This window comes from Streptomyces sp. NPDC097619 (assembly GCF_040302735.1).
Taxonomy (GTDB): domain Bacteria; phylum Actinomycetota; class Actinomycetes; order Streptomycetales; family Streptomycetaceae; genus Streptomyces.
This window is the reverse complement of sequence record NZ_JBEOSD010000187.1, coordinates 1-14,592: the sequence shown is the minus strand read 5'-3', so window position 1 is coordinate 14,592 and position 14,592 is coordinate 1. Positions and strand designations below refer to the sequence as shown.

At 71.8% G+C, this 14,592-nt stretch carries 14 protein-coding genes; 6 read left to right on the top strand and 8 right to left on the bottom strand.

The window, feature by feature from the left end; translation table 11 throughout:
* Positions 1–149 precede the first annotated feature (149 nt).
* Positions 150–1,823 carry a fumarate hydratase gene (locus ABTZ17_RS32485; RefSeq protein WP_352199381.1) on the bottom strand — a complete coding sequence of 558 codons (1,674 nt, stop codon included), beginning with the start codon at positions 1,821–1,823 and terminating at the stop codon, positions 150–152.
* Between the two features lie 137 nt (positions 1,824–1,960).
* On the opposite strand from ABTZ17_RS32485, the gene ABTZ17_RS32480 reads away from it, so the two are divergent.
* Both ABTZ17_RS32480 and ABTZ17_RS32475 read left to right on the top strand, forming a co-directional pair.
* The gene (locus ABTZ17_RS32480; protein WP_352199380.1) at positions 1,961–2,728 is read left to right on the top strand and encodes a DUF1707 SHOCT-like domain-containing protein; all 768 of its coding nucleotides are present in this window, start codon (positions 1,961–1,963) and stop codon (positions 2,726–2,728) included.
* 250 nt (positions 2,729–2,978) lie between these two features.
* Entirely contained in the window at positions 2,979–3,365 is a 387-nt protein-coding gene (locus ABTZ17_RS32475; protein WP_352199379.1) for a WhiB family transcriptional regulator, read from the top strand.
* 110 nt (positions 3,366–3,475) lie between these two features.
* On the opposite strand, the gene glpX is transcribed toward ABTZ17_RS32475, so the two are convergent.
* On the bottom strand, positions 3,476–4,507 hold the full coding sequence (gene glpX, locus ABTZ17_RS32470) for a class II fructose-bisphosphatase (RefSeq protein ID WP_352199378.1): 1,032 nt from the start codon (positions 4,505–4,507) through the stop codon (positions 3,476–3,478).
* Positions 4,508–4,850: 343 nt separating this feature from the next.
* Between glpX and ABTZ17_RS32465 the strand changes: the two genes are divergently transcribed.
* A complete protein-coding gene (locus ABTZ17_RS32465; protein WP_352199382.1) occupies positions 4,851–5,387 on the top strand; it encodes a DUF4245 domain-containing protein in 537 nt (178 codons plus the stop codon).
* 267 nt (positions 5,388–5,654) lie between these two features.
* On the opposite strand, the gene ABTZ17_RS32460 is transcribed toward ABTZ17_RS32465, so the two are convergent.
* The 4 genes from ABTZ17_RS32460 to ABTZ17_RS32445 all read right to left on the bottom strand — a co-directional run bounded on the left by ABTZ17_RS32460 (position 5,655) and on the right by ABTZ17_RS32445 (position 9,720).
* The gene (locus tag ABTZ17_RS32460) at positions 5,655–6,245 is read right to left on the bottom strand and encodes a malonic semialdehyde reductase (protein WP_352199377.1); all 591 of its coding nucleotides are present in this window, start codon (positions 6,243–6,245) and stop codon (positions 5,655–5,657) included.
* Positions 6,246–6,515: 270 nt separating this feature from the next.
* Entirely contained in the window at positions 6,516–6,776 is a 261-nt protein-coding gene (locus ABTZ17_RS32455) for an exodeoxyribonuclease VII small subunit (protein ID WP_352199376.1), read from the bottom strand.
* 90 nt (positions 6,777–6,866) lie between these two features.
* Entirely contained in the window at positions 6,867–8,150 is a 1,284-nt protein-coding gene (xseA, locus tag ABTZ17_RS32450) for an exodeoxyribonuclease VII large subunit (RefSeq protein ID WP_352199375.1), read from the bottom strand.
* 142 nt (positions 8,151–8,292) lie between these two features.
* Positions 8,293–9,720: an APC family permease gene (locus ABTZ17_RS32445; protein ID WP_352199374.1), complete on the bottom strand. Its 1,428-nt coding sequence runs from the start codon at positions 9,718–9,720 to the stop codon at positions 8,293–8,295.
* A gap of 105 nt (positions 9,721–9,825) precedes the next feature.
* On the opposite strand from ABTZ17_RS32445, the gene ABTZ17_RS32440 reads away from it, so the two are divergent.
* Entirely contained in the window at positions 9,826–10,818 is a 993-nt protein-coding gene (locus ABTZ17_RS32440) for a 4-hydroxy-3-methylbut-2-enyl diphosphate reductase (RefSeq protein ID WP_352199373.1), read from the top strand.
* Positions 10,819–10,853: 35 nt separating this feature from the next.
* Positions 10,854–11,597, top strand: a complete 744-nt coding sequence (gene ppgK, locus ABTZ17_RS32435; RefSeq protein ID WP_352199372.1) for a polyphosphate--glucose phosphotransferase — start codon at positions 10,854–10,856, stop codon at positions 11,595–11,597.
* Positions 11,598–11,679: 82 nt separating this feature from the next.
* Here the strand turns inward: ppgK and ABTZ17_RS32430 are convergent, their stop codons facing one another.
* The gene (locus ABTZ17_RS32430; protein WP_352199371.1) at positions 11,680–12,087 is read right to left on the bottom strand and encodes a DUF6542 domain-containing protein; all 408 of its coding nucleotides are present in this window, start codon (positions 12,085–12,087) and stop codon (positions 11,680–11,682) included.
* A gap of 362 nt (positions 12,088–12,449) precedes the next feature.
* On the opposite strand from ABTZ17_RS32430, the gene ychF reads away from it, so the two are divergent.
* Positions 12,450–13,538, top strand: coding sequence for a redox-regulated ATPase YchF (ychF, locus tag ABTZ17_RS32425; RefSeq protein ID WP_352199370.1), 1,089 nt, complete (start codon positions 12,450–12,452; stop codon positions 13,536–13,538).
* An 85-nt stretch (positions 13,539–13,623) separates the two neighbouring features.
* On the opposite strand, the gene ABTZ17_RS32420 is transcribed toward ychF, so the two are convergent.
* On the bottom strand, positions 13,624–14,205 hold the full coding sequence (locus tag ABTZ17_RS32420) for a Uma2 family endonuclease (protein WP_352199369.1): 582 nt from the start codon (positions 14,203–14,205) through the stop codon (positions 13,624–13,626).
* Positions 14,206–14,592 lie beyond the last annotated feature (387 nt).

The window sequence follows — 14,592 nt, the reverse complement described above, 5'->3', positions numbered from 1 at the left end:
CCGCCACCCCCCCGCGGCCCCCCGCACCCACCACAGGCACAGCCCCCCCCCCGCCCCCGCCCCGCCCCCCCCACCCCCCCCCCCCCGTTCCCCCCCGCCGCGGCGGGTGGAACCGGGGTCGGGGCCGGTGAAGCCGTCCGGCCGGGGGACTACAGCCCCGGGCCGCGCACCGGGATGTGGGTGAAGGTCGGCTCCGGGGCCGGGTTCTGGAAGAAGTCGTTGCCCTTGTCGTCCACCACGATGAACGCCGGGAAGTCCTCGACCTCGATCTTCCAGACCGCCTCCATGCCGAGCTCCTCGTACTCGACGACCTCGACCTTCTTGATGCAGTCCTGGGCGAGCCGGGCGGCCGGGCCGCCGATGGAGCCGAGGTAGAAACCGCCGTGGCTGCCGCAGGCGTTCGTGACCTGCGCCGAACGGTTGCCCTTGGCCAGCATGACCTTGGAGCCGCCCGCCGCCTGGAACTGCTCCACGTACGAGTCCATGCGGCCGGCCGTCGTCGGACCGAACGAGCCGGATGCGTAGCCCTCGGGGGTCTTGGCCGGGCCCGCGTAGTAGACCGGGTGGTCCTTCAGGTACTGCGGCATCTCCTCGCCCGCGTCCAGCCGCTCCTTGATCTTGGCGTGCGCGATGTCGCGCGCCACGACCAGCGGGCCGGTCAGCGACAGGCGGGTCTTCACCGGGTGCTTGGTCAGCTCGGCGAGGATCTCGTCCATCGGACGGTTGAGGTCGATCTCCACCACGTCGGAGGCGGAGTCGAGGTGCTCGTCCGTGGTCTCGGGGAGGAAGCGCGCCGGGTCGGTCTCCAGCTGCTCCAGGAACACGCCCTCCGCGGTGATCTTCGCGACGGCCTGGCGGTCGGCGGAGCAGGAGACGGCGATCGCCACGGGCAGGGAGGCGCCGTGCCGGGGCAGCCGCACCACGCGCACGTCGTGGCAGAAGTACTTGCCGCCGAACTGCGCGCCGATGCCGATCTTCTGGGTGAGCTCGAAGACCTTCTCCTCCAGCTCCAGGTCACGGAAGCCGTGGCCCAGGGCGGAGCCCTCGGTGGGCAGCTCGTCCAGGTAGTGCGCGGAGGCGTACTTCGCGGTCTTCAGGGCGTGTTCGGCGGAGGTGCCGCCGACCACGATCGCCAGGTGGTACGGCGGGCAGGCCGCGGTGCCCAGCGAACGGATCTTCTCCTCCAGGAACTTCATCATCGAGCCCTCGTTGAGGACCGCCTTCGTCTCCTGGTAAAGGAAGGACTTGTTGGCGGAGCCGCCGCCCTTGGCCATGAAGAGGAACTTGTACGCCCCGCCGTCGGTGGCGTACAGCTCGATCTGCGCGGGCAGGTTCGAGCCGGTGTTCTTCTCCTCCCACATGGTGAGCGGGGCCATCTGCGAGTAGCGCAGGTTCAGCTTCGTGTAGGCGTCGAAGATGCCCTTCGAGAGGGCCTTCTCGTCCTCGCCCCGGGTGAGGACGTTCTGACCGCGCTTGCCCATCACGATCGCGGTGCCGGTGTCCTGGCACATCGGGAGCACGCCGGCCGCGGCGATGTTCGCGTTCTTCAGCAGGTCCAGGGCCACGAACTTGTCGTTGGAGCTGGCCTCCGGGTCGTCGATGATCCGGCGGAGCTGGGCGAGGTGCGCCGGGCGCAGGTAGTGCTGGATGTCGTGGATGGCCTCCGCGGCCAGCTTGCGCAGGGCCTCCGGCTCCACCTTGAGGAAGGTACGGCCGTCCGCCTCGAAGGTGGACACGCCCTCGGAGGTCACCAGACGGTACGGCGTGGTGTCCTCTCCCAGGGGGAGCAGATCGGTGTACGCGAACTCCGGCATTGTGCCCATTCCTCACTCGGCAGACGGCGCTGACGGCCTTTGGCAGCGCAGTACTCCAAGGTTAGGACCTGGGCCGGGGAAGCCCGTTGTGAGGTAAGGCTCACCCAGCAGTATCGCGATCTATCGCGTCTCGCTATGCTGGGTCCGTGGACTTCGACAAGCACCCCGCTGCCCCGTCTGCTCCTTCCGCCCCGGCGGCCCCCGAGGCCCCCTCGGCGCCGGTCGCTCCCGCAGCACCCGCCGCGCCCTCGGCCCCGGTGGCTCCCTCGGCCCCGGTCGCCCCCGTCGCCCTGCGCGCCTCGGACGCCGACCGCGACCGGTTCGCCGGGATCCTGGGGGACGCCCTCGCCGAGGGCCGCCTCAGCGCCGAGGAGCACGCCGAGCGGCTGGACTCCCTGTACGCCTCGAAGACCGTCGCCGAGCTGGAGGCGCTGGTGGGGGACCTCCCCGGCGCCCCGACGGGCCACCGGCACCCGGCCCCCTCCGCGCCGCTGCCGCCCGGCCCGCCCCCCGGTACCGGGTACGCCGACGACATCGTGGCGGTGTGCAGCAGCGCCGCCCGTCGCGGCTCCTGGCGGCCGGGCCCTCGCAGCCGGGCGGTGGCGGTCATGGGGGACGTCACCATCGACCTCACCGAGGCCGTGTTCGCCCAGCAGGTCACCGAGCTGAATGTGACCTCGGTACTCGGAAATGTGGAAATCCTCGTCCCGGAAAACGTCACCCTCCGCGGATTCGGCAACGGCGTCCTCGGGAATTTCGAAGTGCACGCGAACGGCCCGGCGGAAGCGGATCCGCAGGCTCCCGTGGTGGTCGTGCGGGGCTTTTCGGTCCTGGGAAATATCGAGGCGCGGAAGAAGCCCGGGGCCCGGTTGGTGGACCTCGCGGCCCGGCTCAAGGGGCGGCAGGGCGGCTGACCGGCGGCGCCGTGCCCTTGGGAACACCGGCCTCGGACGGCTCCCCCGCCCGGAAGCGGTCGGATCCGCGGTCCGGTGGCGGGTCGGTACGGTCTCCCCGCGCACGAACCGGTCCCCCGGTCGGGGACCGTCCCGGGGGCGGAATTCGGTCGAACTTTACCGAAGCGGAACCCAGTGCATAGGCGGGTCTTCAGCGGGTAAGGACAGGTGCATCGTCTCTCGCTCGCGAATACGTCGTCAGGAGTAGACCGTGCAGCAACCGCCGCATCAGTCCTTGCAGGCAGCCGCCGTGCAGTGCGTTCCGAGCATCCCGAACCCACGGCTGCCGCTCAGGGAGGACGACGGCCCCTGGCACGCCGACGCGGTCTGCCGCCGCGACGAGGCGGCACTCTTCTTCGCCCCGTCCAAGGAGCCCACCGCGGCCCGGCTCTCCCGCGAGGAGGCCGCCAAGCGGGTCTGCGCCCGCTGTCCCGTGATGGTGGCCTGTCGGGAGCACGCACTCCTCCAGCCCGAGCCCTACGGGGTCTGGGGCGGGCTGACGGCCGCCGAGCGCCGGGTGGTGCTGGCCCGTCGCCGCCGCCGGGCCGCCGAGCTGCGCCAGGCCCCCGGGGCGGGCACCATCGCCGCCGCGGGCTGATCCGTCCGGGCCCGCCACCGGCCGTCGACCGGTGCACGAAGGGGCGCTCCCGCCGCACACGGGAGCGCCCCTTCGCGTGCCCGCCGCCGGTCTCCCGCGGCGGGCGGCGACTACTTCGCGCGGTCGAAGTCGATGGCGCTGTAGGCGCGCAGCTTCGACAGGCGGTGGGTGGAGTCGATCTGCCGGATGGTGCCGGACTTCGAGCGCATCACCAGCGAGGAGGTGGTGGCCGTCTCCGAGCGGTAGCGGACCCCGCGCAGCAGCTCGCCGTCGGTGATGCCGGTGGCGACGAAGAAGACGTTGTCGCCGCGGACCAGGTCCTCCGTGTGCAGCACCCGGTCCAGGTCGTGCCCGGCGTCCAGGGCCTTCTGGCGCTCGGCCTCGTCCTTGGGCCAGAGCTTGCCCTGGATGGTGCCGCCCAGGCACTTGATGGCGCAGGCGGAGATGATGCCCTCGGGGGTCCCGCCGATGCCGAGCAGCAGGTCCACGCCGGTGCCCTCGCGGGCCGCCATGATCGAACCGGCCACGTCGCCGTCGGAGATGAACTTGATCCGGGCGCCGGTCTCGCGGATCTCCTTGACGATGCCCTCGTGGCGGGGGCGGTCGAGGATGACCACGGTGATGTCCTCGGGGGCCATGCCCTTGGCCTTCGCGACCCGGCGGATGTTGACCGAGACGGGGGCGTTGATGTCGACGAAGTCGGCCGCCTCCGGGCCCGTGACGAGCTTCTCCATGTAGAAGACCGCGGACGGGTCGAACATGGAGCCGCGGTCGGCGGCGGCGAGCACGGCGATCGCGTTGGGCATGCCCTTGGCGTTCAGGGTCGTGCCGTCGATCGGGTCCACGGCGATGTCGACCTCGGCACCGGTGCCGTCACCGACCCGCTCGCCGTTGAAGAGCATCGGGGCTTCGTCCTTCTCGCCCTCACCGATGACGACCACGCCGTTCATCGAGACGGTGGAGACGAGGGTGCGCATGGCCCGCACGGCCGCACCGTCAGCGCCGATCTTGTCCCCGCGTCCGACCCAGCGACCGGCGGCCATGGCCGCGGCCTCGGTGACGCGTACGAGTTCCAGGGCGAGGTTCCGGTCGGGGGCCTCGGGAGAGACCTCGAGCTGGGGCGGCAGGTTGTGCTCGGTCACCGGAGCGCACCTTTCTGTACGTGGACGGCACGACGACGGCCGTTGAGGAGGGTCCTGGAACTCTATCGTCAGGTCGACAAATTGAGCAGAGGGGGTCACGTATGAGCGGCATATCGGTATCCGCTCGGTATGCGCGACCCGATCGGCCACCCGATCGGCCACCCGACCGGCCACCCGACCGGCGCCCCGATCGGCACTCCGGCAGGCGCCCCGTCCCGGACCCCGCCCCGTCGGCGACCCCGTACCCCTACCGCCACCGGTCCCGGACCCCTGTCGCGGCCCTTCGCGCGCCCCCTGTGAAGGAGCGCCCCCGCGCATGGGGGACGATGGTCCCGTGGCAGGTATGAAAGGCAAGCAGACGGTCCTGGACATGGTGCGGTCCCTGGCGGTGATCGGTGCCATCGTCGCCCTCATCTACATCTTCATCCCGCACGACGACGAGGCCGACCCGACCCGCGTCGTCGACTACCGCGTGGAGCTGATCACCGCCCGGCGCGCGGCCCCGTACCCGGTGGCGGCCCCGGCGGGGCTGCCCGCGGACTGGCGGGCCACCTCGGTGTCGTACCAGCGGAAGAACTCCGACGCCTGGCACCTGGGCTTCCTGGACCCGGGGAACCAGTACGTGGCGGTGGAGCAGTCCACCGACCCGGGCGTGGACAAGTTCATCCGGGCCGTGACCCAGCGCGCGGAGGCCACCGAGGCCACCCAGCGGGCCGGCGAGCTGACGTGGGAGCGCTGGGAGGGTCCGAAGTACAACGCCCTCGTCCGCAAGGACCGCGGCTACACGACCGTCGTCACCGGCACCGGCTCCTTCGAGCAGCTCGGCACGATGGCCGCGTCGCTGGAGCTGAAGAAGGGCGAGGAGCCCACGAAGGGCTGATCCGCGCGGTCCGTGCGGTGGGCGCGCGGAGAACGCGCGGTGGGCGCATGACCGCGCGGTGGACGCGGAAGGGCGCGGACCACGCTCGTGCGGGGTGCGGAGCACGCGCAGGGAGCAGGCCGCACGGAGCGTGCGGAGAACACGAAGAGGCCGGCCCCGGATGATCCGGGGCCGGCCTTGTCGCTCGTACCGGTGCCGCCCGCCGCTCGGGCGGGGGCGCGTCGGGACGGTGGTGCGTCGGACGCGGGGTGCGTCGGCCGCGGTGCGTCAGACGGTGGTGACGACGTCCTCGTAGGCGAGGCGCGGGGAGCGCGGGAACCAGGCGTCCTCGCCCGGCTTGCCGATGTTGACGACCATCAGCGGGGTGTGGTCGTCGTCCAGGAACTCCTTCTGGAGGCCGGCGAAGTCCAGGCCGGTCATCGGGCCCGCGGCCAGACCGGCGGCGCGGACGCCCACGATGAAGTACGCGGCCTGCAGGGCGGCGTTCACCAGCGCGGAGCCCTCGCGGGCCGGGCGCTCGCTGAAGAAGAGGTCCTTGGCCTGCGGGAAGTGCGGCAGCAGCTGGGGGAGCTCCTCGTGGAACTCGTTGTCCGCGGAGAGGATCGCGACCAGCGGGGCGGCGGCGGTCTTGGCCTGGTTGCCCTCGGCCATGTGCTTCACGAGGCGCTCGCGGGCCTCGGGGGAGCGGACCAGGGTGATGCGCAGCGGGGTCTGGTTGAAGGCGGTCGGGCCGAACTTCACCAGGTCGTATATCGCCTGCACCTGCTCATCGGTCACCGGCTCGTCGGAGAAGGTGTTGGCGGTGCGGGCCTCGCGGAAGAGGAGGTCCTGAGCGGCGGCGTCGAGAACGAGGGACATCGGTGTGCCTTCCATCGGTACGGGCTGAGCGACGTCACCGACTCTAACCGGCCGATAGGTGAAAGTTCAACTAAACGGGTTCCGGGGTGGTGGCCGTCACAAGGTGCTGCGGATGCGACAACGAGAGAACCTGCCTGAGCAGGCAGCTATTCCCCGCCCGTGAACCCCGCGTCCCTGACCTCGGCCGTGGACGCCGGACCTCGACCGCCGGACGCCCGACCTTCGGACCCGCGTGACCCACCACGCCCACCGCGCCCCGCCCCGACGGGCCTACTCCTCCGTACCCCCGCCCCGGGCCTCCGCCGCCTCGGCGGCCTCCCGGGCCGCGAGGGCCGAGTCCAGCCGGGCCCGCGCCCCCTCCAGCCAGTGCCGGCACACCGCGGCCAGCTCCTCACCGCGCTCCCAGAGCGCCAGGGACTCCTCCAGGCTCGTCCCGCCCGCCTCCAGGCGGCGCACCACCTCGACCAGCTCGTCCCGCGCCTGCTCGTATCCGAGCGAGGCACCGCCCGCCGTCTCAGCCGTACCGGCCATCGCACACCACCCAAGTCCGTCGTTCCGAAGAAAAGATTGCCGCCGTGTGAAACCTGCGGGAGCAGCCGGAGCAGCCCCGCCCGCCCCGCCTCAGCCGCCCCCGCCGGCCGTGTCGCCCCCACCCTCCGGGGCGCCGTTCCCGGCCGGGCCCCCGGCCTCCGGCCCCGGCTCCTCCACCCGGACCGAGAACTCACCCTCCGCCACCCGGGCCCGTAGGACGTCCCCGGCCGCGACCTCCGCCCGATCACGGACCACGTGCCTGTCCGCCCGCTGCAACACCGCGTACCCGCGCGCCATCGTCGCCGCCGGACTCAGCGCCACCACCCGCGCCAGCGTGTGCGACAGCTCCGAATCCGCCCGGTCCAGCAGATGCCCCAGGGTGCGCCCGCTGCGCCCCAGCAGCGCCGCCAGCTCCGCCTCCCGGGTCTCCACCATCCGCTGCGGGTGCACGAAGACCGGCCGGGCCAGCGCGTGCGCCAGCCCCCGCTCCTCCCGGTCCAACAGCCCCCGCACCGCGCGCAGCCCCCGGTCCCGCAGCTGCCGCACCCGCTCCAGCTCCTCGCCCACGTCCGGGACCACCTTCTTGGCCGCGTCCGTGGGAGTGGAGGCCCGCAGGTCCGCGACCAGGTCCAGCAGCGGGGAGTCCGGCTCGTGCCCGATCGCCGACACCACGGGCGTCCGCGCCTCCGCGACGGCCCGCACCACACGCTCGTCCGAGAAGGGCAGCAGGTCCTCCACGCTGCCGCCGCCCCGGGCCACGATGATCACGTCCACCTCGGGCAGCGCGTCAAGCTCCTGCACGGCCCGCACCACCTGCGGTACGGCGTGCACCCCCTGCACCGCGACGTTGCGCACCTCGAAGCGGACCGCCGGCCACCGCCGCCGGGCGTTCTCCAGCACGTCCCGCTCCGCCGCCGAGGCCCGCCCCACCACCAGCCCCACCAACTGGGGCAGGAACGGCAACGGGCGCTTGCGGTCGAGCGCGAACAGCCCCTCCGAGGCCAGCGAGCGCTTCAACCGCTCCAGCCGGGCCAACAGCTCCCCGATCCCGACCGGCCGCATCTCCGTGGCCCGCAGCGACAGCTGCCCGCGCGGGGCGTACCACTCCGGCTTGGCCAGGACGACCACCCGGGCGCCCTCCGAGACCAGGTCCGCCACGTCGTCGAAGACCTGCCGGAAGCAGGTCACGCTCACCGAGATGTCGTGCGCCGGATCCCGCAGCGTCAGGAAGACCACCCCGGCTCCCGGCCGCCGGGACAACTGGGTGATCTGCCCCTCCACCCACACCTGCCCCAGGCGCTCGATCCAGCCCCCGATGAGCCGGGAGACCTGACCGACCGGCAGCGGCGCCTCCGCCGACGTATTCAGACCCATGCAGGCAGGCTAACCGCCCGCGCTGACACCGTCTCAGGCAGCGACCACCGCACACCGGCCGCGCGCCCCCACCGCGCACCCGCCGCGCGGACGCGTCCCGAGCCCCCGACCGCGCCGCACGCCCCTCCCGGAGCCCCGCCCCTCAGGCCGCACCCCCGACCCCATCGGAACCAGCGGACCCGCCGGAATCGACGGACCCGCCCGTCCCCTCCCCGTCCCGCCGGCCCCGCTGCACCAGCAGCAACACCAGCCCCGCCGCCAGCCAGACCGCGCCCACCACCTTGGCCGCCCCCGAAGCCGCCACGATCACCGCCACCGTCACCGCCGCACCCAGCACCGGCACCACCAGGTGCCGCCACCAGCTCGGCGGACCCGCCATCCGACGCACCACGAACCAGCCCACCACCGAGGCGTGCAGCAGCGTGAACGCCGTCAGCGCCCCGATGTCCACCACCGACACCAAGTGGTCGAGACCGTCGTCCCGCCGCGCCGCCCACACCGCCGCCACCAGCGTCACCACCGCCGCCACCAACAGCGCCGGCCGCGGGGTCCCCCCGCTCGTCCGCGCCAGCAAGGAGGGCAGCCGCCGCTCCCGGGCCATCGCGAAGAGCAACCGCCCCGCCGCCGCCTGACCCGCGAGCGCCGCGAACGCCGCCCCCACCGCCTTGCTCACCGCGATCAGGTCGTGCAGCCACACCCCCACCGAGCCGTTCACCGCCTCGTAGAAGGCCGCCCCCTGCAAGCCCGGATCCGCCGCCAGCTCCGCCGCCGACACCGGCGACAACAACTCCGCCAGATAGGTCTGCGCCAGGAACAGCACCCCCGTCAGCCCCAGGCAGAACAACACCGCCCGCGCCACCCGCGCCGAGCCCCCCGTCACCTCCTCCGCGAACGAGGCGATCGCGTCGAACCCCAGGTACGACAACACCGCCACCGACACCGCCGACAGCACCGCGGCGAAGGAGAAGCCCCCCGACGAACCGTCCCCGACGAACGGCGCCCACCAGCCGCGCTGCGCCCCGTCCCGCACCAGCACCGTCACCGCCGACACCACGAACACCGTCAGCACGGCGATCTCCATCAGCAGCACCGCGAAACCCACCCGGGCCGCGGTCCGCACCCCCCAGAGGTTCAGCAGGGTGGTCACCACGACCGCCAGCGCCGTCCACACCCACCGCGAAACCTCCGGCACCAGGGCGTTCATCGCGATCCCCGAGAAGAGGTACGCCACCGCCGGGATCAGCAGGTAGTCCAACATCGCCATCCACCCGGCGATCAGCCCCGGCCCCTCACCGAGCCCCTTGCGCGCGTAGGCGAACACCGACCCGGCCTGCGGCACCACCCGCACCATCTGCGCGTAGCTGTACGCCGTGAACCCCATGGCCACCGTCGCCACCACGTAGACCAGCGCCACCGCCCCGTGCGACTTCGCCACCAGCGTGCCGAAGATCCCCACCGGGGCCATCGGGGCGATGAACAGCAGCCCGTAGACCACCAGGTCACGGAAGCCCAGGGACCGGCGCAGCCCCCCGGGCGCCCCCGCGGGCTCCGCCGCCACCGTGCCGCTCATCGCGTCTCACCTCCGCCGGGCCCGCGCACCCGGCCCGCGCGGACGTGTTTTCGGAACAGTCTGGGGTCCGGACGGGATCTTCGGCGCGTCGGGGACGCCCGTACGATGGAGGGCATGACTGCTTCCGCTTCCCGACGTGTCCTGCTGGCCGCACCTCGCGGGTACTGCGCGGGCGTGGACCGTGCCGTGATCGCTGTCGAGAAGGCCCTCGAGCAGTACGGTGCGCCGATCTACGTCCGGCACGAGATCGTCCACAACAAGTACGTGGTCCAGACCCTGGAGAGGAAGGGCGCGATCTTCGTCGAACGGACGGAGGAGGTGCCCGAGGGCTCCATCGTGATGTTCTCCGCGCACGGCGTCGCGCCCGTGGTCCACGAGGAGGCCGCCCGCGGTCGGCTCGCCACCATCGACGCCACCTGCCCCCTGGTCACCAAGGTGCACAAGGAGGCCATCCGGTACGCGAACGAGGACTTCGACATCCTCCTCATCGGCCACGAGGGCCACGAGGAGGTCATCGGCACCTCCGGCGAGGCCCCGGACCACATCACCATCGTCGACGGCCCGCACGACGTCGAGAAGGTCACCGTCCGCGACGAGTCCAAGGTCGTCTGGCTCTCCCAGACCACCCTCTCCGTGGACGAGACCATGGAGACCGTCGACGCCCTCAAGACCAAGTTCCCGCTGCTGGTCTCCCCGCCGAGCGACGACATCTGCTACGCCACCTCCAACCGCCAGGCGGCCGTCAAGGTCATGGGCGCCGACTCCGACCTGGTGATCGTCGTCGGCTCCAAGAACTCCTCCAACTCGATCCGCCTCGTCGAGGTCGCCAAGGACGCGGGCGCCAAGGCCGCCCACCTGGTCGACTTCGCGAGCGAGATCGACGAGGCATGGCTGGAGGGCGTCACCACCGTCGGCCTGACCTCGGGCGCCTCCGTGCCGGAGGTCCTGGTCGAGGAGGTCCTGGCCTGGCTCTCCGAGCGCGGCTACGCCGACGTGGAGATCGTCAAGACCGCCGAGGAGTCGATCACCTTCTCGCTGCCCAAGGAGCTCCGCCGCGACCTGCGCGCCGAGGCAGCGGAGCTGATGGCCGAGAAGTAGCCGTTTGGGCCGGTGTGTCCGCGTACGGTGTCCCCATGGAGATCTTCGGCGTGGACATCGGCGGTTCCGGGATCAAGGGTGCTCCCGTGGACCTGGCTCGTGGCGACCTGGCGCGTGAGCGCCACAAAGTACTGACCCCGCAGCCCGCCACCCCCGAGGGAGTGGCGGGCTGCGTCGCCGAGGTGGTCCGCCACTTCGACTGGAACGGCCCCGTCGGGGTCACCTTCCCCGGCGTCGTCACCGGCGGGATCACCCGCTCGGCCGCCAACGTGGACGCGGGCTGGGTCGGCACCGACGCCGCCGTCCTGCTCTCCGCCCGCCTCGACGGGATGCCGGTCACGGTCCTGAACGACGCGGACGCCGCCGGCGTCGCCGAGATGACCTACGGAGCGGGCCGCGACCGCGGTGGCACCGTCGTGCTCCTCACCCTCGGCACGGGCATCGGCAGCGCCCTCTTCACCGACGGCCACCTGGTCCCCAACTCGGAGCTCGGCCACCTGGAGCTGCGCGGACACGACGCGGAGACCCGCGCCTCCGTGAAGGCCAAGGAGGACCACGACCTCAGCTGGGAACACTGGGCCCGGCGGCTCAGCCGCTACCTGGCCCACGTGGAGATGCTCTTCTCCCCGGAGCTGTTCATCATCGGCGGCGGCGTCAGCCGCAAGGCGGAGAAGTTCCTGCCCCTGATCGAGGGCGTCCGCGCCGAGATCGTCCCGGCGCTGCTCCAGAACAACGCGGGCATCGTCGGCGCGGCCATGGCCGCCCGCCCCGCCGGCTGACCGGCCCCGCCGGCTGACCGCCCCGTCGACCGATCGTCTCGCCGACCGATCGTCTCGCCGGGGCGGAGGGCCCCGGCCGGGCTCAGGCCACGCGCCGGGGCATCCGCCGCTTCCCGATCAGCACGGCCTTGCGGACGATCACGATCAGCGCGGCGATCAGGGTGCCCCCGTACAACCACGCCGCGTGCAGCGACAGCGCCGTGACCTCGCCCATCAGCTGCCCGCCGAACCCGCCCGGCCCCCCGGCGATGGGCCACAGTCCCACCGCGAAGGCGATCGGCACCGACACCGGCGCCGTGATCAGGTCGGCCGGCCGCACCCACAGCGCCGTGGCGGCGGCCACCGGCAGGAACAGCACCCCGTACGCCACCAGCGAGCCGTCGAACACCAGCCAGACCACCCCGGCCGTCAGCACCATCGCCGCGCAGGCGAACAGGCCCCCGCCCAACCCGGTCAGCCGCGGCGCGGGCAGCCGCCTCAACAGCGGCACCGGTCGGGCCCCCGCCCGCGCTCGGTTGCGGGGCCGGGGCCGCGGCGCCCGGGTCCGGGCCTGCGAGGGCAACGCCGGGCGACCCCCGCCACCGGCGGGCCGTCGCGGCGGGTGATGGGGCGAATGCGTCCTGTAGTGCTCCACGCGACCAAAGTAGGTCGCCCGGTGCCCCCGCACGGCCCTGGGACACGCGTGCCGGCCGGGATTCCTCATACATGACCGGGAGTGACCGGTACGGAAAGACGCCCGGCCACTCCGGACGGACCGGTGGACGGCCGCCCACGGGCGGTCCCGCGCGGCCCGTAAACTGAGGGACGGCCCCGTTCCGGGCCGTCCACCTCCAGCCCACGGGAAGTCGCAACGTGTCGCTCACGATCGGAATCGTCGGTCTGCCGAATGTCGGCAAGTCGACCCTTTTCAACGCCCTGACCAAGAACGACGTGCTGGCGGCCAACTACCCGTTCGCCACCATCGAGCCCAACGTCGGTGTGGTCGGCGTGCCGGACCCGCGCCTCGCGGTCCTGGCCGGGATCTTCAAGTCGGAGAAGGTCCTCCCGGCGACCGTCGACTTCGTCGACATCGCGGGCATCGTCCGCGGCGCCTCCGAGGGCGAGGGCCTGGGCAACAAGTTCCTCGCGAACATCCGCGAGTCGGACGCGATCTGCCAGGTCATCCGGGCCTTCAAGGACGAGAACGTCGTCCACGTGGACGGCAAGGTCTCCCCGAAGGACGACATCGAGACGATCAACACCGAGCTGATCCTCGCCGACCTCCAGTCCATCGAGAAGGCGGAGCCCCGCCTCACCAAGGAGTCCCGCCTCCAGAAGGACAAGGTCGCCGTCCTCGCGGCGGTCGTCGAGGCCCGCAAGATCCTGGAAGAGGGCCACACCCTCTTCTCGAAGGGCATCACCAAGGGCACCGAGCAGGGCGACCTGCTCCACGAGCTGCACCTGCTGACGACCAAGCCCTTCCTCTACGTCTTCAACGTGGACGAGGACGAGCTGACCGACGACGCCTTCAAGGCCGAGCAGTCCGCCCTGGTCGCCCCGGCGGAGGCCATCTTCCTCAACGCCAAGCTGGAGGCCGACCTGGCCGAGCTGGACGAGGACGAGGCCCTGGAGCTCCTCCAGTCCGTCGGCCAGGAAGAGCCCGGCCTGGCCACCCTCGGCCGCGTCGGCTTCGACACCCTGGGACTCCAGACCTACCTGACGGCAGGCCCCAAGGAGACCCGCGCCTGGACCATCAAGAAGGGCGCCACCGCCCCCGAGGCCGCCGGCGTCATCCACACCGACTTCCAGCGCGGCTTCATCAAGGCCGAGGTCATCTCCTTCGCCGACCTGGTCGACTGCGGCTCGGTCGCCGAGGCCCGCTCCAAGGGCAAGGCCCGCATGGAAGGCAAGGACTACGTCATGCAGGACGGCGACGTGGTCGAGTTCCGCTTCAACGTCTAGCGGCCCCCGCACCACAAGCCCGAAGGGGCCGACTCCACCCGGAGCCGGCCCCTTCGGCACACCCGCACCGACGCGGTGCGGACCTTCAGCTGCGCCGCGGTGGGGTGAGCTTGTCGAGGTCCAGGCCGATCTCGAAGGGCACCGGGCGCCGGAGGCTGCCACGGAAGATGCCCGCGGGGGCGTACACGCCGGTGGGTCCGTCGAGCTCGTAGACGTGGACGACCGGTGCGCCCTCCTCGTCCTCGATGCACCAGTAGTGCGGGATGCCGGCCTCCGCGTACTTGCGGAGCTTTACGGTGCGATCGCGATGGGCGGACTCGGGCAAGACCGCCTCCACGACGAGCTTCACGTCCTCCGGGGCATACCAGGTGCGGTCGGGGTCATAGGTCAGGTTTGTCAACAGGAGGTCCGGCTCAGGCCGGTTGCGGGCATCGAGGCGGATCGTCATCTCACGCTCGACCTCGAAGCCGTCCGGCGCCTGCGCCATGAGGGTGGTTGTCAGGGCGGTGACGAGGCGGCCATGCCAGGACCGCTGGGGCGACATCATGAAGACGAGGGCTCCGTCGATCAGCTCGGTGTGGCGGGGCGCCTCGGGGAGGCGGTCGAGATCCTCCGCGAACCAGCCTTCCGCGCGGGGCGGGCGCATCCAGTCGGGCAGTGCGGTCATGGCTTCACGCTAGCGGTCCGCAGGTCAGGGCGGAGGGGTTCGTCGGGGGTCGGGGGGCGGGGTTGACAGGCTTGAGGGAAGTGCGTAATGTCTTCCGAGCTGTTCGACGTGAGCACCGACCCCGGTCGGCCCCGGACGGCCATCCCGCAAGACCTACGAGAAGACGACGTCGCTTTGTCGCGATGTCTTCTCCGCCGTGCGTATTTGCGAAATGTGGATCCGGTAAACCGCCGATTAGGCGGAGAGCCGAGAACCCGCTAATGTCTCACTCGTCGGAACGGCCGCAGGGCCGGAAAGACAAATCCCGCCGACCGGGAATCAGCGCCGAAAGGATCTGATAGAGTCGGAAACGCAAGAACGAAGGAAGCGCCCGGAGGAAAACCCGCG